Here is an 18,788-nt window from a genome sequence, read left to right on the forward strand (position 1 = left end):
ATCCTCCAATGGCGAGACGTGCGAGCGGACGTTACCACGCGGTAGGGCGCCGGTGTAGTGCCGAAACGGCGGCAGCGAGGACCACCAGAAGGGCAGCACCAAGCGCCATCACGGCGGCCCACGAGCGGTGTCCCGGCGGGGCCGGTGGGGGCAGCACAGCCTGATTACGGTAGAGCGTGAGGAACGGCCCCTCGTGGACGACCTGGAGGTCGCGGAGGATGGCCGGATCCACCTCGCTGGGCAGTTGGTGCTGCACCACCACCCAGCGCACGCCGGTGGCCGAGACAGGGCGCCCCTCGGCCAACACCCGGCGCACCTCGCGGAGCCGTGGATTCTCCCCGGCCACCGCGACGTCGCCAACCAGGAGCGTGTCGTCGGTCAGCACCGTCCCCGGCAGGTAGCGGGGCGCCGGGTCCAGGACGACCCGTCCGGGGTTCCACGAATAGGCCCGGTAGGCGGACAGGGGCAGCGCAAGGATCTCCCCCGGCTCACCGGCCACCCACTCGGCCACCGCCTGCCAGTCCGCCGGATAGCTCACCGGACGCAGACGGCCGGCACCGCCGAAGGCGAGGTCCGGCATGACGGCCACCGGCAGGAGCAGCAGGCCGACCAGAACCACCCCCGCCACCTCCCGGTCAACCCGGGCCACCAGTCGCTCGGCACCCAGCGCCGCGCACACCACCAGTAACAGCGCGTACGGGGCCAGGAACTTCTGACCATCTCGGAGCAGCCCCGCACCCGGCAGGTGCACCACCGCCCACCGCAACGCGGCGTCCCCGCCCGGGAGCACCCCGAAGGCAGCGAGGAGACAGCCGATCCCGGCGAGCGCTCCCAGCCGCACCGCCGCGCCCGGGGGCAGCCGACGCCGCAGCAGACCCACGCCGACACCGGCCAGGATCAGCAGCACCAGGGTCGCCAGCGGCACCAGCGGTGCGGCGCGGCTCGCGGGCGTGGCCTGCGCGCTCCAGATGCCGCCGGTGCCCGCGAGCGCCACCAGCGGGCCGGCCCAGTTCTCCGAACGCGCCACGAACGCCGCCACCCCCGCCGGGTCGGAGGAACCGCCGGCACCGGTGACCAGGGCCGCAATCACCCAGGGGGCGTTCAGCATCCCGACACCGGCCAACGCCAGCGCCGACCGACGCGGATGCGCCCGGTCCGACACCAGCAGCAGCACGGTCCCGAAAGCGATCAACCCGCCGGTCGGTGTGATCGCGGCGGGAGCGGCGGCGAGCACCACCCGGGCGAGCGCGCCGTCCCGCCCCGCCCGCAGATCCAGCGCCGCCCGCACCAACCAGGGCAGCGCGGCGTACGCGAGCAACAGCCCCCACTGCCCGATCAGCAGGCGCTCGGCGAGGTAGGGCGTCCACGCGTACGCCACCGCGGCGAGCAGCCGGACCGCGCGCCGGTCGGTCGGCACGAGCCTGCCGGCGCCGACGGCCGCCAGGAGAACCGCCCCGCCGAGCACCAGCCGCTGCACCAACCAACCCGGCACCAACTGGGTGACCAGAGAAACCAGTGCGTCCATCGGCACCGCCCGGGGCAGACTCTGCGCCGGGGCGACGAGATCCCACGTCAGCGGCTGCCGGGGTACGAACACCATGTCGTACAGCAGCACGTAGCCGGGCGCCGCCAGCGGGGCCAACACCAGCACCGTGACAACCGCCGCAACGGCGTACAGGGGCAGCGTGTCCCGCCCTCGCCGGGCCGGTGGGGGCTCGACGCCGGCGGTCCGCTCAACCATTCACGGTGCCGGCACCGCCTTGCCGACGGTGATCAGTTGGGTGCACACCCTGACCCCCGAAGTGCTCACGGTGACCTCGACGGCGTCCCCGGCACCCTCCAGCAGGAAGAACACGTCGTTCAGCCCGCGTTTCAGAGTGATTACCCGGACGGCGTCCCCGAGACGGACGAGTGCCGTCGAGTCGCCCGAACTGACGTAGCCGAAATGGACCGCGTACGGCCACTCCTCCAGGTACCCGTCCAACGGGATCCGCGCGGGCCGACCGCCCTCCGCCAGGTGCCCGCAGTCGGGCACCGTGCCGGGCACGATCTTCCGCCCCTGAACCACGACCGGACGGATCCGGCCGAAGTCGTCGAACATGAACGGGCGCTCGGCCTCCGCCACGAAGGTGGGCCGACGCTCGGCGGGGCGGAAGAAGTGCGACTGGAGATTGTCCGGCCAGAAGTAGCCGGCGACGACGCGGTCCGGGACGGTGGCGTCCAGGAAGACGGTGCCCGGCGCAGCGGCGGCAAGCTCGATCTGCGTCGTCGCGAGGTAGTCCCGGCCGGACTTCGTGCTCCAGTTGTCCCCGAAACGGGCCGTGCTCCACAGCGTGCCCACCCCGATGGTCACCAGGACGACGATTATCGAGACCAGGCCGACCGCGAAGGCACCCGGCTCCCGTAGGACCGTCGGGACCGGCCACGCGGACACCTCGTCCTCGTCGGTGTCCTTCGTCCCCAGCAGGGCTGCACCGACACAGATCGCGGCGACCAGCACCACGTCGGCGACGTACCGGGGGACGATGCCGACCAGTGGGCCGAGCGGGCCACCGAGCCGGGTGACGCCGAAGAGCACGGCGACCAGCCCAAGGTAGGAGACGAGCAGCAGCCAGGCCCGTCCGGCCGAGGGGCGCCGCCGGACGGTGATCACGACGAGCGTCGCCAGCACCGCCCAGGACAACCACTTGGCGATGTCGTACGGGTTCACGAGCGGGGGACCGTCACCGGCGTAGGTCCAGCGCCAGGGGCCACCGAGCAGACCCGGCACCATGGTTTCACCGACCAGGTCACCGAGGAAGGTGAGGACCTGACTGACGGACGTGGGTTCGTCCAACTCGCGGGCGGGTCGGGTGAGGTAGAACGCCAGATATCCGCCCGAGAGCGCGGCGAGCAGCAGCCACGCGGGCCAGTACCGGCGGATCGCCGTCACCAGGCTGCGCCACGCGCCACCGGACGTGAAGAGAAAGACGGTCAGCAGGAACAGCAGCGGCACGATCAGCAGGGACTTGGTGTCGAAGAGCAGACCGAACACCAGCCAGAGCGCGACCGCCACGAGGTGCCGCAGGCGGCGGGTCCGCACGTACCGCACCTGGGACGTCACCGCCATGACCAGGGCCAACTGCATGGGCAGCACGAGCAACCCGACCAGCCACAGCGAGGAGACCTCAAGCGTCAGCGGGCTGAACAGGTACAGGCACAGCGGGATGAGCAGCCCCCAGCCTGGCCGGAGCAGATCACGCAGCAGCCGGTAGACGGCGATCCCGGTCGCCGCCTGGCCGACCGCCAGCAGCAGCACCCACGGCCAGGTGACGAAGCCCGCCGCCCGCACCATCGCCCACGCCACCAGCAGGCCGCCGGGCATGAGGTGGTTGTTGAAGGTACGCAGGAGATAGTCCGCGTCCAGCCGGGTGTCGAGGACCTGGGCGGCGATGACGAACTCGTCCTGCGAGAACCAGCCACGGGTGGCGAGCCCGGCGCGCCAGGCGACAGACACGACGATGAGGGCGACAGCTACGGCGCGGACGCGGTCGGCACGGAGCCACCGGCCGACAGGCCCCGGTCGGTCGCCATCGGAAGCGACGCCTTCCGGATGCGTCTCGGCCTCAGCTTCTGGCATTGACATGGTCGGCAGCCTGCCACACGCTTACACGCCGTGGGGACGGCCGTTCTCCCGATGACGCCCTCGCAGCGCCCCCTGGTCGCCCGTCCGTGCCCGGTCCGGATAACGTCGCGCGACAGTCGTCGGTTGCAGGTGCGCGTCCGGCCAGCGGAGACAGGAGCCGAAATGCGTGCAGAGGTGGCCAGTGGCACCGCTCCGGGGTCCAGCCGTACCCGGCACACGGCCCGGCGGTTCCGGCACCTGGTCATCTGCATCGTTCTCACCGCCCTCGCCTTCCAGCAGGCCCCGGGTCAGATCGTCCCCGACACCAAGGTCGACCTGAACGTCAACCCGGCCGGGTGGCTGCTCCGCTCGCTGCACCTGTGGGACCCCACCGGCACGTTCGGTCAGCTACAGAACCAGGCGTACGGATACCTCTGGCCGATGGGCCCGTTCTTCCTGCTCGGCTCCGAAGTCGGTCTCGCGCCGTGGGTGGTCCAGCGGTTGTGGTGGGCACTGATCTTCTGTGTCGCCTACCTGGGCACGGTGCGGCTGGCGGGCAGGCTCGGCATCGGCACCCCCGCCGGACGCATGATCGCCGGTGTCGCCTTCGCGCTGTCACCCCGCATCCTCACCCAACTCGGCTGGTCCTCGGTGGAGTCCTGGCCCAGCGCCATCGCCCCCTGGGTGCTCATCCCGCTGATCGGCCTCGCCCGCGGCACCCCGCTGCGGCGCGCCGTCGCCGGGTCGGCCGTCGCCGTCGCCTGCGCCGGTGGAGTCAACGCCACAGCCGTGGCCGCGGTGGTGCCACTCGCCCTGCTCTGGCTCGCCACCCTCCAGCCCGCACGCCGCCGCGTCACCGCCATCGCCGCCTGGTGCGGCGCGGTGGCCCTCGCCACGGCGTGGTGGTTGGTTCCTCTGCTGGTCCTCGGGCGGTACAGCCCACCCTTCCTGGACTACATCGAGACCGCCCGGAACACCACAAGCGTCACCGACGCGGTGACCACGCTCCGGGGCGCCTCCTACTGGGTCGCCTACCTGGCCTCCCCGTTCGGACCGACGATCCCGGCCGGTGCACGACTGGCCAACGACGCACTGCTGGTCGCTGCCACCCTGGCGGTCGCCGCGCTCGGTGTCCTCGGGCTGTCCCGACGCGGGATGCCGCACCGCCGGTTCCTCATCACCGGTCTGGTGCTCGGGGCCGCGCTCGTCGGCCTCGGGCACGTCGGTGACCTGCCGAACATCCTCGCCGGGCCACAGCGGGAGTTCCTCGACGGCGTCGGTGCCCCCCTGCGCAACGTGCACAAGTTCGACGTCCTGCTCCGTCTGCCCCTGGCCCTGGGCATGGCGCACCTGATCGGCCTTGCCGTTCGCGCGGCACGCACCGCACCCGCGCCGCACCGCCCACGAGCCGTCGCACGCGCCTGGCTCACGGCCGGCGCGGCCATGGTCGCCGTCACGGCGGTCGCCACCCCCGCGCTCGCCGGTGGTCTCGCCACGTCCAACGCCGTCAAGGAGGTGCCCGGCTACTGGCACGAGGCCACCGACTGGCTCGACGCGAACACCGGGCGCGGGCGGGTGCTCGTCGTACCCGGGGCGCGCTTCCCGTCGTACGACTGGGGCAGCACCACCGACGAGATCACCCAGCCGCTGCTCAACAGTCGGTGGGCGGTACGCAACGCCATCCCGTTCACCCCGCCGACCACGATCCGGCTGCTGGACGCGATCGAGTCGACGCTCGCCACCGGCTCCGGGTCGACCGGCCTGGCCGACCTGCTCGCCCGGTCCGGGATCAGCCACGTCCTGTTCCGCGCCGACCTCGACCACGGTCGCTCCGACACGGCCCGCCCGGCAGTGGTCCGCCAGGCGCTCGACCGCTCACCCGGATTGACCCGTGTCACCTCCTTCGGCCCCCTGCGTGGTGGGCCCTCGTCGCCGGACGAGTTCCGCGACCAGGGGCTCGACGTGCCCGTCCGGGCGCTGGAGGTCTACCGGGTCGACCGGCCCGTCGAGCCGGTGGTCGCGTACGACCGTGACGACGTGACGACCGTGGTGGGCGGCCCCGAATCGCTCCTCGACCTCGCCGCGGCTGGACAGCTCGGCTCGGCGCCCACGGTCCTGGCGGGCGACGCGCCGGCCGCCGGAGTCGCCGGACCGGTCACGATGACCGACGGGCTACGCAGGCGGGACGTGTCATTCGGCCGACTGCGCGACAACGCCTCCCAGACCCTCACCGCCGACGACACCTTCCAGGTGACGGCACCCGCGCACGACTACCTGCCCGAGTGGGGGGCGCAGCAGTCCACCGTCGCCCGTTTCGAGGGCATCAGCGCGATCCGCGCGTCGACCGCCCGCTCGCAGGTGGACTCCCCCGGCGGTGCCCGCCCCGAGCACCAGCCGTACGCGGCGATGGACGGCGATCCGGCAACCTCCTGGCAGTCCGCGCCGTACTCGCCCAGCGACCGTCAGTGGGTCGAGGTGGATCTCGCCAACCCGACCCGGGTCACCCGAGTCGAGGTGTGGTTCGACCTGAAGGCCGACGCCCTGCCCACGACGGTGACCGTCACCGCCGGGTACGAGAGCCGCACCGTCGAACAGTTCAGCGACCACATGATCTTCGAACTGCCCGGCGTCCACGCCACTCGCCAGGTGCAGATCTCGGTCGACGGCGCGTACGACCTCCGCCCGCTCGGCAACGGGTCCGTCGGCATCGCCGAGATCAAGATTCCCGGCATCAAGACCAGCCGGACCCTCCTCCTTCCCGCCGCACCGGCCACCGACCGACCGGCGACCGTCGTCGTGTCGGCGGCACCCACCACACCGGCCTGTTTCTCCGTCGACGGGCACCCTCGCTGCTCCACCGACGCCGCCCGCGGTTCCGAGGACGCTTCCACCATCGACCGGACCCTGACCCTGCCAGCCGCCGGGACGTACGACGCCAAGCTGTGGGCGCGACCGACGGCCGGCCCGGAGCTGGACAAGGCACTCGACAAGCTGGTGGCCGACGCACAGCCGCTGCGTCTCGCAGCGCAGGTCAACGCCTCCTCGACGGCCGTACCCGACCCGACCGGCCGGGCCGGCGCGGTGCTCGACGGGGACCCGACCACCAGTTGGTCACCGGCGGTCAACGACGAGGCACCGATCCTGCGCCTCAAGTGGCTCAAGCCGCAGACCATCACCGGGCTCCGCTTCTCCGTCGACGACGAGGCCGCCGCCACCCGCCTCGGCAGTGTGCGGGTGGTCGGCGACGACGGTTTCAGAAGCAGCCTGCTCGGCGACGACGGGCTCCTCCGCCTGGACCCGCCGATGCGGACCGACGAGATCACCATCCAGTTCCTCGACAAGCCGTCCGCCACCAGCACCGACCCGTACAAGCTGCGGTTGCCGGAGCAGTTGCCGGTCGCGGTCGGCGAGGTGACGGTGCTGCCCGGAGCGTCCACCGTCGGACCGCGCCTCGACACACCCGTGACGCTGGCCTGCGGATCGGGCCCGACGCTGCAGATCGGCGCGGACCGGGTGACGACCACGCTGCGCGGCACGCTGCGGGATCTCCTGGAACTGCGCGAGATGCCGGTGACGACGTGCGGCCGGGACACGCCCCGACAGCTTGACCTGGGCCGCGGGGAGCACCGCATCGTCACCACAGCGAGCACGCTGGCCTCGCCCACCCTGGTCGCCCTGGTGCCACAGACTCCCAAGCCGGCCGCCCCGGCGGCGGTCGCCAGCGCCATCGAGGTCGACTCGTGGGCGGCCACCGAACGACGGATACGGGTGACCAACCACCCCGTCGACCGGGTGCTCGCGGTGCGGGAGAACACCAACACCGGCTGGCAGGCGACGGTCGACGGGCGGACGTTGAAGCCGCTGGTGGTGGACGGGTGGCAGCAGGGCTGGATTCTCCCCGCTGGCACCTCCGGCGAGGTGCTCCTGCGCTTCGCCCCGGACACGACGTACCGGGCGGGCCTTCTGCTCGGCGGCCTTCTGCTGGCGGTGGTCGTCCTCCTCGCGGTGCTGCCCGCCCGACAGCGCACCTCGTCGATCGCCGTAGCGCACGTCCGCCGCCGAGCCACCCGATCCCTGCCGTTGCTGGCCGTCGGCGCCGCCGCGCTGGTGCTGTCGAGCGGCCTCATTGGCGGCCTGCTGGTCGCGGCGGGGTTCATGCTGGCGGTACCCGGCCCTCGCCGCCTGCCCTGGACAGCCGACCCACGCCGGGCCAGGACGATCAGACGGGCCGTCGAGACGTGGCTCCCCGGCGCGCTCGTTCTGCTCGCCGGGTGGGCCTACCTCGAGTCGACGCAACGGAACACCAACGCCCTGCTGCAACTCGCGATCGTCGTCGCCCTGGGCGCTCTCTGGCTCTCCACCGCCGCCCGACGACGACCCGTACGCCGAGCCACGCCGACTCCGGCGGCCCCAGCCGTTCCGGCGGAACCGGATCCGGCGGTCGCGGAGGCACCGATGCCGAACACACCCGACGGGCACCGCCCCACCATGTACGAGATCACGTGAGCGCCCGGCGACCCGGCCATCCGGAGGAGACCGCGGAGGCGGAGCCGACCGGCGGACGGAACAAGGGACTGGGCGCGGCGGGAGTCGGTGTCACCCTGGCCGGCGTCCTCGTCAACGGCCTGGCCTACCTGGTTCCGGTGCTGGCCGCCCGGCGGCTCGACCCGGCCGACTTCAGCGCACTTGCCACCGCCCTCGGCCTGGTGGCCATCGTCAGCGTGCCAGGGCTCGGTCTGCAACTGGCCGTCGCCGTGCACCATGCCCGGCACGGAACCTCCGACACCCGGCGGCTCACCGCGGTCACCGCCGCCGTGTGCGCCGGGACCCTCATCGTGGCGACGCCACTGCTGGTCGCCGCTCTGGACCTCCCGGTCGAGGTGCCCGCACTGCTGGCGGTCACCACGGCGGCGATCGTGCTCTCCTCCCGCTCCCTGGGGGAGTTGCAGGGCGGCCAGCGCTTCCTGCGACTCGCCACGGGGATGGCCCTGCTCGCCGTGGGCCGCTACGGCGGCGTGATCGCCGGACTGCTGCTCGGCGCGGGACTGACCGGCGCGCTGGCAGTCGGCGCGCTGACCGCCGCGCTCGCCCCGGCGGTGCTGGCCCGACTCGCCCGCGCACCCGGACGACCGTCCACCGCACCACGGCTGACCACCGCTCAGGTGATCGCCGGCTGCGGCGCCACCCTGGCGATGCTCGTCGTCTCCTACGCCGATCTGCTCCTGGCCCGGCAACTACTTCCCCCGTCGGGGTCCGCGGCGTACTCGGTCGGCACGGTCCTGAGCAAGGGCGCGCTCTGGGCACCCCAGGTGGCCGCCGTCCTCGCCCTGCCGCGTCTCGCACGCGGTGACCGCCGTAGCCGCACGGTGGCGCTCACGGTGACGGGTGCCTGCGGCCTGGTGCTGGTGCTCGCGTCGACCCTCGCCGGAGGGCTGGCCTTCCGCCTCGCCGGCGGACCCGCCTACGCCCACCTCGGCCGGTACGCGCCGCTCTTCGCTGCGATCGGCGCGCTCTACGCGGTGGCGTTCGTGTTACTCAACGACCGCCTCGCAGCTGGTGTGCGGTGGGCGGCGGCACCGCTGTGGGTGGGCACGGCCGGCTTGGTGATCGTCGCGGCGACGATACGGCCCCGCACCGTCGCCGATCTGCTCCTCGCGGCTCTGGGCACCGCCATCGTCACCACTCTGATCATGGCGGTGACCACCCGTCGACCACCCGGAGCACCAGCGATCGGGCCGGGCTAGCCCTCCACGAGCCAGTCACTCAGGAGACGGTGGTCGATCGCGTCCACCCGACCGAGCGTACGGCCGGAAGCCACCCGGTCCCGCAGCTCCGCCCTGGTGAACCAGCGCGCCTCCAGCAACTCCTCGCCGTCGACACGTACCTCGTCGGACGTGGCGGTGGCCCGGAAGCCAACCATCAGGCCGGCGGGAAACGGCCATGCCTGCGACCCCTGGTAGGTCACGTCGGTGACGGTCACGCCCGCCTCCTCGGCCATCTCCCGACGGACCGCGTCCTCCAGGCTCTCGCCGACCTCGACGAAGCCGGCCAGTGTCGAGTACGCGTCCTCGGGCGCACCCGCGTGCCGGGCCAGCAGGCAGCGTCCCGGTGCGCCGGGTGCCTCGACCAACACGATGATCGCCGGTTCGATCCGGGGGAACAGGACGCGTCCGCACTCCCCGCCGGTGCAGGTCCGCAGGTGCCCACCGCCGCCAGCGACGGCCGGCGCACCGCACGTCCCGCAGAATCCCTGCTGCCGGTGCCAGTGCAGCAACCCCCTGGCGTACGCCCGGACGGCCGCGTCGCCCGGCGCGAGCCGCCCGACCAGTGCCCGTACGTCGACGGACCGCGTCGCACCGGCCATCTCGGCGGCCGACCGTTCGGTGAGTGCGGACAGGTCCACGGCGAACACGGCGACGTCCCCGTCGAGCCCCAGGAAGACGGTCTCACTGGCAGCGGACCGAACGAGAGAAGCACGCTCCGCGGTGAGCCGGACCGGCCCGTCCCCGTCGACGAGACAGCGGTCCCGCCACATCGGCAGCACCACGGTGGTCGGCTCGGTGAGCAGCGCGCTCAACCGGGTCGGGTCGGTACGCAACGGGCCCGCCCGGTCCAGCCAACCGCCGCCGTACGCCAACACCCGCTCCGCAGTGTCCACCCGGCCACCGTGCCACGTCTGTGGTCCGCCACCGACACCGGCCCCGGGCTCCTGCGACACGCCGGGCGACGCGCCGTAGCAGGGACTGGCGGGCGCAGCCCGCAAGGACGGCCGGACATTCGTTACCGTAGGTGCCTCCGGGAGGGAAGACCTCCCGTGGCACCCTGGCGATCGAGGTTGCAGTGACGCTGTACGGCGACAAGAGTCCACCCGCCGACGACCGGCCCACCGTGCAGGTCACCGCGGTCACCTGGCCGGACGACGGGTCGGAGCCGGTGACGGCACCCGCGCCCGTCGAGCCGGAGGTCGGCACGGGCCGCCGCCGGGTCCGGATACTGCTCGCCGCCGGCGTCACCGGTGGCGTACTCGCCGCCGTGGCGGGCGCCGGCGCCTGGGCGTACGCCGGGGATGTTCCCGCGGCACCAGCGTGCTCGGCACCGAACTGGGCGGCCGGAGCCGCGCGGACGCCGACCGGGAGTTGCGGGCGGAGCTGGACCGGCGGGCGGCGACGCTCGCCACGCCGCTCAAGGTCACCGTGGACGGGCGTACCGCCGAGATCAACCCGGCCGACGTGGGGCTTGCCGTCGACGTGCCGGCGACCGTCGCGGCTGCGGCCGCGGCCGACGCGCACCCCGTCAGCCGGCTGGTCGGCTCCCGCACGGTCGACCCGGTGGTCAGCGTCGATGTGGACCGGTTGGACGACGCGCTCCGTAAGGTGCTCGGCGACCAGGCCCAGGGAATGACGATGCCGGCAATCACCTATCAGGGCACCACGCCGAAGGTGGTGCAGCCCAAGCCGGGGCTGGCCTTGGCGCCGCAGCGCTCCGCCGAGGTGGTCCGCGCCGGCTGGCTGGCCGGCACCCCGGTCACCGTGCCACTGGTGGAGAGCCACCCAGCGACCACCCCGGAGGAGTTGGACCGGCTCGTCACCGAGTTGGCGAAGCCGGCGGTCGCCGCACCGGTCACCCTGCGTACCGACAAGGGCTCGGTGCAGGTCCCGCCCGCCGCCATCGCGAAGAGCCTACGATTCACCGCCGACAAGACCGGCAAACTGACCCCGTCGGTGGACGTGAAGCGGCTGCGGGCGGCCCTCGGCGACAACCTGGCCGCCATCGAGGTGCCGCCGAAGGACGCCACGATGACCATCTCCGGTGGTCGGCCCACCGCCACCGACGGACGGCCCGGGCAGCAGCTGGACACGGCAACCCTGGGTCGGGACCTGCTGGCGGTGCTACCGAAGTCGGACGGCCGCGAGGTGACCGGCGAGCTGAAGCCGACGCCGCCGGAGCTGACCGGGGAAAAGCTCGCCGGCCTGGGCATCAAGGAACGGGTGTCCACCTTCACCACCCGTTTCACCGGCGGCATGGCCTCGTCGCGCAGCCAGAACATCGCCACCATCGCGAAGAAGGTGGACGGCACGATCGTCCTGCCCGGAAAGACGTTCTCGCTGAACGGTCACACCGGCGAACGCGGGTACGCCCAGGGCTACCGGGACGCACCGGTCATCCTCGACGGGAAGCTGGTGCCGGGCGTCGGCGGCGGCACCTCACAGTTCACCACCACGCTGTTCAACGCGACCTACTACGCCGGGCTGGAGGACGTCGAGCACAAGCCGCACTCGTACTGGTTCGACCGGTACCCGGCGGTCATCGAGTCGACCATCTTCTGGCCGAGCCTGGACTTCAAGTTCCGCAACAACACGGAACACGGCGTCCTCATCGACACGTCGTACACGTCGAGCACGATCACCGTGTCGATCTGGAGCACGAAGATCTACGACAGCGTGAAGACGGAGTACGGGCCGCGCCGCAACATCACGACGCCGAAGCTGATCCACCTGGCTCCGGGGCCGTCGTGTATCGAGACCAACGGCATCAACGGCTTCACCCAGGACGCCTTCCGGGTCATCAAGAAGGGCGGCGTGGTGGTCAAGCGGGAGAAGTTCACCTGGCGCTATGACGCGGAGCCTCGTTACGTCTGCGGTCCCAAGCCCTCCTGAGAGGTCTCACCCCGCTCTGAGGCAGTGCAGCGTGACCGGCCTGCCCGCTGCGCCTGCCGCCGCGCGGCGGACCTGCGGGGCCGCTGCGGCGGGCCGCTGAGCCCGGCCGCGGGCGCCAGGTCCGATCAGCGACCGCCGCGGGCGGTGCGCTTTTCGGGACGCGGCGCTTGTCGGGATACGGTGCCACCCTCCGGCGATGATCGACTCGGTATCACCGATAACGGGGTGTCCGCGACCACGGATACCGCGTTATCAGTGATACCGAGTCGATCAACCAACGCCTGACGCGGATACGCAGAAAGGGCCACCCTCACGGGTGACCCTTTCTGGAAAGATTGTCCGGCGGCGTCCTACTCTCCCACACCCTCACGAGTGCAGTACCATCGGCGCTGGAGGGCTTAGCTTCCGGGTTCGGAATGTGACCGGGCGTTTCCCCTCCGCCATGACCGCCGTAACTCTATCGACATATCAAACAACACCACACACACAGTGGGTCTGTTGTTCGTTTATCGAGAGTTGCACAGTGGACGCGTAGCAGCTTAGTAGTCAAGTCCTCGGCCTATTAGTACCGGTCAACTGAACCCGTTACCGGGCTTACATTTCCGGCCTATCAACCCAGTCGTCTAGCTGGGGGCCTTACCCCACAAAGTGGGTGGGATACCTCATCTTGAAGCAGGCTTCCCGCTTAGATGCTTTCAGCGGTTATCCCTTCCGAACGTAGCTAACCAGCCGTGCCCTTGGCAGGACAACTGGCACACCAGAGGTTCGTCCGTCCCGGTCCTCTCGTACTAGGGACAGCCCTTCTCAAGTATCCTACGCGCACGGCGGATAGGGACCGAACTGTCTCACGACGTTCTAAACCCAGCTCGCGTACCGCTTTAATGGGCGAACAGCCCAACCCTTGGGACCTGCTACAGCCCCAGGATGCGACGAGCCGACATCGAGGTGCCAAACCATCCCGTCGATATGGACTCTTGGGGAAGATCAGCCTGTTATCCCCGGGGTACCTTTTATCCGTTGAGCGACACCGCTTCCACTCGCAAGTGCCGGATCACTAGTCCCGACTTTCGTCCCTGCTCGACCTGTCAGTCTCACAGTCAAGCTCCCTTGTGTACTTGCACTCAACACCTGATTGCCAACCAGGCTGAGGGAACCTTTGGGCGCCTCCGTTACCTTTTAGGAGGCAACCGCCCCAGTTAAACTACCCACCAGACACTGTCCCTGAACCGGATAACGGTCCGAAGTTAGATACCCAAATCAACCAGAGTGGTATTTCAAGATTGCCTCCACCCATACTGGCGTATGGACTTCACCGGCTCCCACCTATCCTACACAAGCTAATTCGAGTACCAATGTCAAGCTATAGTAAAGGTCCCGGGGTCTTTCCGTCCTGCCGCGCGTAACGAGCATCTTTACTCGTACTGCAATTTCGCCGGGCCTGTGGTTGAGACAGTGGGGAAGTCGTTACGCCATTCGTGCAGGTCGGAACTTACCCGACAAGGAATTTCGCTACCTTAGGATGGTTATAGTTACCACCGCCGTTTACTGGCGCTTAAGTTCTCCGCTTCGCCCCCGAAAGAGCTAACAGGTCCCCTTAACGTTCCAGCACCGGGCAGGCGTCAGTCCATATACATCGAATTACTTCTTCGCATGGACCTGTGTTTTTAGTAAACAGTCGCTTCCCCCTGCTCTCTGCGGCCATACAACGCTCCACCCGCGCGGGGCTTCACGTCTCCGGCCCCCCTTCTCCCTAAGTTACGGGGGCAATTTGCCGAGTTCCTTAACCACAGTTCGCCCGATCGCCTCGGTATTCTCTACCTGACCACCTGTGTCGGTTTGGGGTACGGGCCGCTAAGAACTCGCTAGAGGCTTTTCTCGGCAGCATAGGATCACTGACTTCACCTGAATCGGCTCGGCATCACGTCTCAGCCTATATGTGTTGCGGATTTGCCTACAACACGGCCTACACGCTTACCCCGGCACAACCACCGGCCGGGCTCAGCTACCTTCCTGCGTCACCCCATCGCTTGACTACTACCCATCAGGTTCCCACGCTCCCCACCATCCGTCCGAAGACATCAGGCAGCTCGGGTGGTTAGCACAACGAGGTTCATCAGGGACGCTCTTTCGCGGGTACGGGAATATCAACCCGTTGTCCATCGACTACGCCTCTCGGCCTCGCCTTAGGTCCCGACTCACCCAGGGCGGATTAGCCTGGCCCTGGAACCCTTGGTCATCCGGCGGAAGGGTTTCTCACCCTTCTTTCGCTACTCATGCCTGCATTCTCACTCGTGCCGCGTCCACAACTGGGTCACCCCGCTGCTTCACTCGCGGCACGACGCTCCCCTACCCATCCACACACCTGCACAAGGAATCAAGTCCAAGCGAGGTTAAAATGTGAATGCCACAGCTTCGGCGGTGTGCTTGAGCCCCGCTACATTGTCGGCGCGGAACCACTTGACCAGTGAGCTATTACGCACTCTTTAAAGGGTGGCTGCTTCTAAGCCAACCTCCTGGTTGTCTGTGCGACCCCACATCCTTTTCCACTTAGCACACGCTTAGGGGCCTTAGCTGGTGATCTGGGCTGTTTCCCTCTCGACTACGAAGCTTATCCCCCGCAGTCTCACTGCCGCGCTCTCACTTACCGGCATTCGGAGTTTGGCTGATTTCGGTAAGCTTGTGGGCCCCCTAGACCATCCAGTGCTCTACCTCCGGCAAGAAACACGCGACGCTGCACCTAAATGCATTTCGGGGAGAACCAGCTATCACGGAGTTTGATTGGCCTTTCACCCCTAACCACAGGTCATCCCCCAATTTTTCAACATTGGTGGGTTCGGCCCTCCACGCGGTCTTACCCGCGCTTCAGCCTGCCCATGGCTAGATCACTCCGCTTCGGGTCTAGGACACGCGACTGAATCGCCCTATTCAGACTCGCTTTCGCTACGGCTCCCCCACACGGGTTAACCTCGCCACATGCCACTAACTCGCAGGCTCATTCTTCAAAAGGCACGCCGTCACCCCGCAAGGCTCCGACGGATTGTAGGCGAACGGTTTCAGGTACTATTTCACTCCCCTCCCGGGGTACTTTTCACCATTCCCTCACGGTACTTGTCCGCTATCGGTCACCAGGAAGTATTTAGGCTTACCAGGTGGTCCTGGCAGATTCACGGCAGATTTCAGGGGTCCGCCGCTACTCGGGAACACCCACAGAAGGTCAGCAACTTTCACCTACCGGACTTTCACCGTCTACGGTCAGCCATTCCAGACTGTTCGACTAGCCACTAACTTTGTAACTTCTCGAACAAGTGTCAGCTTGTTCAGCAGGGTCCCACAACCCCGACCACGCAACCCCTGACAGGTATCACACGCAGCCGGTTTAGCCTCGATCCGCTTTCGCTCGCCACTACTCACGGAATCACTAAATTGTTTTCTCTTCCTACGGGTACTGAGATGTTTCACTTCCCCGCGTTCCCTCCACACACCCTATGTGTTCAGGTGTGGGTGACACCACATGACTGGTGCCAGGTTTCCCCATTCGGACACCCTGGGATCACAGCTTGGTTGACAGCTCCCCCAGGCCTATCGCGGCCTCCCACGTCCTTCATCGGCTCCTGGTGCCAAGGCATTCACCGTTCGCCCTTGACAACTTGACCACAAAGATGCTCGCGTCCACTGTGCAATTCTCAACAAACGACCAACCCACAACCCGATCCGCCCCACACCAAACCCGACAACCGCCGGCGGTATATGAGGCCAGGCCATGCCTGGCAGACTCCCGAACCCACAGGGCTCGAACCAGTCTCTGAAACAACAACACAATGGTTGTTCCTTCAGGACCCAACAGGGTGCTTAGCGCCTCCACCCAGCCGCACCAGGACCCACCCGTTCCCACCACCCCAAAAGGGTGGCTGTACTAGGAAGTCCCGGCCGTTGCCGAGGAAAAACTTGCCAGTGTCTCCGCCATCTGAGCACCCCGACCCACATTCGCAGGCCGCGGGCTCCATACCGGCTTTCACCGGATGGTGCTCCTTAGAAAGGAGGTGATCCAGCCGCACCTTCCGGTACGGCTACCTTGTTACGACTTCGTCCCAATCGCCAGCCCCACCTTCGACGGCTCCCTCCACAAGGGTTGGGCCACCGGCTTCGGGTGTTGCCGACTTTCGTGACGTGACGGGCGGTGTGTACAAGGCCCGGGAACGTATTCACCGCAGCGTTGCTGATCTGCGATTACTAGCGACTCCGACTTCACGGGGTCGAGTTGCAGACCCCGATCCGAACTGAGACCGGCTTTTTGGGATTCGCTCCACCTCGCGGTATCGCAGCCCATTGTACCGGCCATTGTAGCATGCGTGAAGCCCTGGACATAAGGGGCATGATGACTTGACGTCATCCCCACCTTCCTCCGAGTTGACCCCGGCAGTCTTCGATGAGTCCCCGCCATAACGCGCTGGCAACATCGAACGAGGGTTGCGCTCGTTGCGGGACTTAACCCAACATCTCACGACACGAGCTGACGACAGCCATGCACCACCTGTGACCGCCCCCGAAGGACCTCACATCTCTGTGAGTTTTGCGGCCATGTCAAACCCAGGTAAGGTTCTTCGCGTTGCATCGAATTAATCCGCATGCTCCGCCGCTTGTGCGGGCCCCCGTCAATTCCTTTGAGTTTTAGCCTTGCGGCCGTACTCCCCAGGCGGGGCGCTTAATGCGTTAGCTGCGGCACAGGAAACCGGAGAGGTCCCCCACACCTAGCGCCCAACGTTTACAGCGTGGACTACCAGGGTATCTAATCCTGTTCGCTCCCCACGCTTTCGCTCCTCAGCGTCAGTATCGGCCCAGAGACCCGCCTTCGCCACCGGTGTTCCTCCTGATATCTGCGCATTTCACCGCTACACCAGGAATTCCAGTCTCCCCTACCGAACTCTAGCCTGCCCGTATCGACCGCAGGCTTGGGGTTGAGCCCCAAGTTTTCACGGTCGACGCGACAAGCCGCCTACGAGCTCTTTACGCCCAATAAATCCGGACAACGCTCGCACCCTACGTCTTACCGCGGCTGCTGGCACGTAGTTGGCCGGTGCTTCTTCTGCAGGTACCGTCACTCTCGCTTCGTCCCTGCTGAAAGAGGTTTACAACCCGAAGGCCGTCATCCCTCACGCGGCGTCGCTGCATCAGGCTTCCGCCCATTGTGCAATATTCCCCACTGCTGCCTCCCGTAGGAGTCTGGGCCGTGTCTCAGTCCCAGTGTGGCCGGTCGCCCTCTCAGGCCGGCTACCCGTCGTCGCCTTGGTAGGCCATTACCCCACCAACAAGCTGATAGGCCGCGAGCCCATCCTAGGCCGAAAAACTTTCCACCCAACCTCATGCGAGACCAAGTAATATTCGGTATTAGCCCCCGTTTCCGAGGGTTATCCCAAAGCCTAGGGCAGGTTGCTCACGTGTTACTCACCCGTTCGCCGCTCGAGTACCCCGAAGGGCCTTTCCGCTCGACTTGCATGTGTTAAGCACGCCGCCAGCGTTCGTCCTGAGCCAGGATCAAACTCTCCAACAAAAAATTAGTTGAACAGCATCCTGACAACAAACAAATGTTGCCAAAGGAATCCCAACCAGCCAGACAAAAGCCTGACCAGTCCGGGGTATAAATCATAATTGGCACTGGCTTTTAAAGCACCCTGTTGAGTTCTCAAAGAACAACCACACACCGATCAACAAGCCCCACTCCGTGGGGCCCCATCCCGGGGCTTTCCGCGCTGTGTCCCGCCGCTCTCGCGCCGGGCACTTTTACTACGTTACCTCACCGTCTCCGCCGTGTCAAACCGTGTGTCCCGGTCTGTCGTGCTTCGTACGGGTTAGCGCCGGCGCTCTCACGCAGCAGCGAACCGCTGCGTCATGTCGTCGGATTTGGCAGGCCGGCCGCTGCGGTGTCCCGCAGTCTCGCCCGGTTCCCTGCCGGTCGTGAACCTTACCCGGTCGGCTTCGCTGCACCAAATCCGCCTCGCGGCTGATCCGGCGGGCCCCGCCCGGACCGCGTCCCGCAGGAGTGAACCCCTGCTCGACCCGGCTGCCCGCCCGTTCCGGTGCTTCAGGACCTTCGTCCCGTTTGCCCCGTTCCGCGCTGGCAGAGAGAAAGTTACGCGTCTGCGGGTTTGATCGTCAAATCCGCAGGGAGCGTCCCGCGTCACACTCCCCGGCCGGTGTGCGGTTCGGCGCGGTCGCCGACCCACCGCCGACCCACGCCGACACCGCTGCCGATCAACTGCGACGGGCGGACAACCAGGCCCGGAGGCCGAGGACACCGACGGTGGTACCGATGGCGAGGGACGCGGCAATCAGCAGCGCGTGCACCCACAGAAAGCTGGTGGCGGCGCCGTCGGCCACCGTGCCGGACGCCCAGGACCGCGGGTCCTGCCAGATGGCCAGCGCGAACCGCGGCCAGATCACCCAGGTCCAGATTCCGACTCCGACCAGGAAGACGGCCCACCCTCGCGACAGCACCATGGCAGCCGAGTATGCCAGCGTGCCTGTTCAGC

6 protein-coding genes, 3 rRNA genes and 1 pseudogene are annotated in these 18,788 nt (G+C 67.9%); 3 read left to right on the forward strand and 7 right to left on the reverse strand.

What is annotated here, in order from left to right; genetic code table 11:
- Nucleotides 1–31: 31 nt before the first annotated feature.
- Nucleotides 32–1,741, reverse strand: coding sequence for a hypothetical protein (locus tag PCA76_RS31635; RefSeq protein WP_272614154.1), 1,710 nt, complete (start codon nucleotides 1,739–1,741; stop codon nucleotides 32–34).
- Nucleotides 1,742–3,619 carry a hypothetical protein gene (locus PCA76_RS31640; protein ID WP_442930289.1) on the reverse strand — a complete coding sequence of 626 codons (1,878 nt, stop codon included), beginning with the start codon at nucleotides 3,617–3,619 and terminating at the stop codon, nucleotides 1,742–1,744.
- A gap of 168 nt (nucleotides 3,620–3,787) precedes the next feature.
- Here PCA76_RS31640 and PCA76_RS31645 point away from each other — a divergent pair, with 168 nt between their 5' ends.
- Together PCA76_RS31645 and PCA76_RS31650 are read left to right on the forward strand one after the other, a co-directional pair.
- Nucleotides 3,788–8,110, forward strand: a complete 4,323-nt coding sequence (locus PCA76_RS31645) for an alpha-(1->3)-arabinofuranosyltransferase (protein WP_272614157.1) — start codon at nucleotides 3,788–3,790, stop codon at nucleotides 8,108–8,110.
- The gene (locus PCA76_RS31650) at nucleotides 8,107–9,348 is read left to right on the forward strand and encodes a polysaccharide biosynthesis protein (RefSeq protein ID WP_442930180.1); all 1,242 of its coding nucleotides are present in this window, start codon (nucleotides 8,107–8,109) and stop codon (nucleotides 9,346–9,348) included. The genes PCA76_RS31645 and PCA76_RS31650 overlap by 4 nt, the downstream gene beginning before the upstream one ends.
- On the opposite strand, the gene nudC is transcribed toward PCA76_RS31650, so the two are convergent.
- Nucleotides 9,345–10,262, reverse strand: coding sequence for an NAD(+) diphosphatase (nudC, locus tag PCA76_RS31655; protein ID WP_272614158.1), 918 nt, complete (start codon nucleotides 10,260–10,262; stop codon nucleotides 9,345–9,347). The two genes, PCA76_RS31650 and nudC, sit on opposite strands and share 4 nt — an antisense overlap.
- A gap of 182 nt (nucleotides 10,263–10,444) precedes the next feature.
- Between nudC and PCA76_RS31660 the strand changes: the two are divergent.
- Nucleotides 10,445–12,261, forward strand: a pseudogene (locus PCA76_RS31660) (VanW family protein).
- 337 nt (nucleotides 12,262–12,598) lie between these two features.
- On the opposite strand, the gene rrf reads toward PCA76_RS31660, so the two are convergent.
- The 4 genes from rrf to PCA76_RS31680 all read right to left on the reverse strand — a co-directional run bounded on the left by rrf (nucleotide 12,599) and on the right by PCA76_RS31680 (nucleotide 18,756).
- Nucleotides 12,599–12,715, reverse strand: a 5S ribosomal RNA gene (gene rrf / locus PCA76_RS31665).
- A gap of 88 nt (nucleotides 12,716–12,803) precedes the next feature.
- Nucleotides 12,804–15,914 (reverse strand): 23S ribosomal RNA (locus PCA76_RS31670).
- 380 nt (nucleotides 15,915–16,294) lie between these two features.
- Nucleotides 16,295–17,809 (reverse strand): 16S ribosomal RNA (locus PCA76_RS31675).
- Together the 16S, 23S and 5S rRNA genes form the textbook arrangement of a ribosomal RNA operon.
- 701 nt (nucleotides 17,810–18,510) lie before the next feature.
- Nucleotides 18,511–18,756, reverse strand: a complete 246-nt coding sequence (locus PCA76_RS31680; protein ID WP_272614159.1) for an SCO4848 family membrane protein — start codon at nucleotides 18,754–18,756, stop codon at nucleotides 18,511–18,513.
- Nucleotides 18,757–18,788 lie beyond the last annotated feature (32 nt).

Source organism: Micromonospora sp. LH3U1 (assembly GCF_028475105.1).
Taxonomy (GTDB): domain Bacteria; phylum Actinomycetota; class Actinomycetes; order Mycobacteriales; family Micromonosporaceae; genus Micromonospora.

Bases quoted from the DNA above. Each gene is read 5' to 3' on its own strand.
- PCA76_RS31635 (WP_272614154.1), bottom strand. From the start codon at position 1,741: ATGGTTGAGCGGACCGCCGGCGTCGAGCCCCCACCGGCCCGGCGAGGG.
- PCA76_RS31640 (WP_442930289.1), bottom strand. From the start codon at position 3,619: ATGCCAGAAGCTGAGGCCGAGACGCATCCGGAAGGCGTCGCTTCCGAT.
- PCA76_RS31645 (WP_272614157.1), top strand. From the start codon at position 3,788: ATGCGTGCAGAGGTGGCCAGTGGCACCGCTCCGGGGTCCAGCCGTACC.
- PCA76_RS31680 (WP_272614159.1), bottom strand. From the start codon at position 18,756: ATGGTGCTGTCGCGAGGGTGGGCCGTCTTCCTGGTCGGAGTCGGAATC.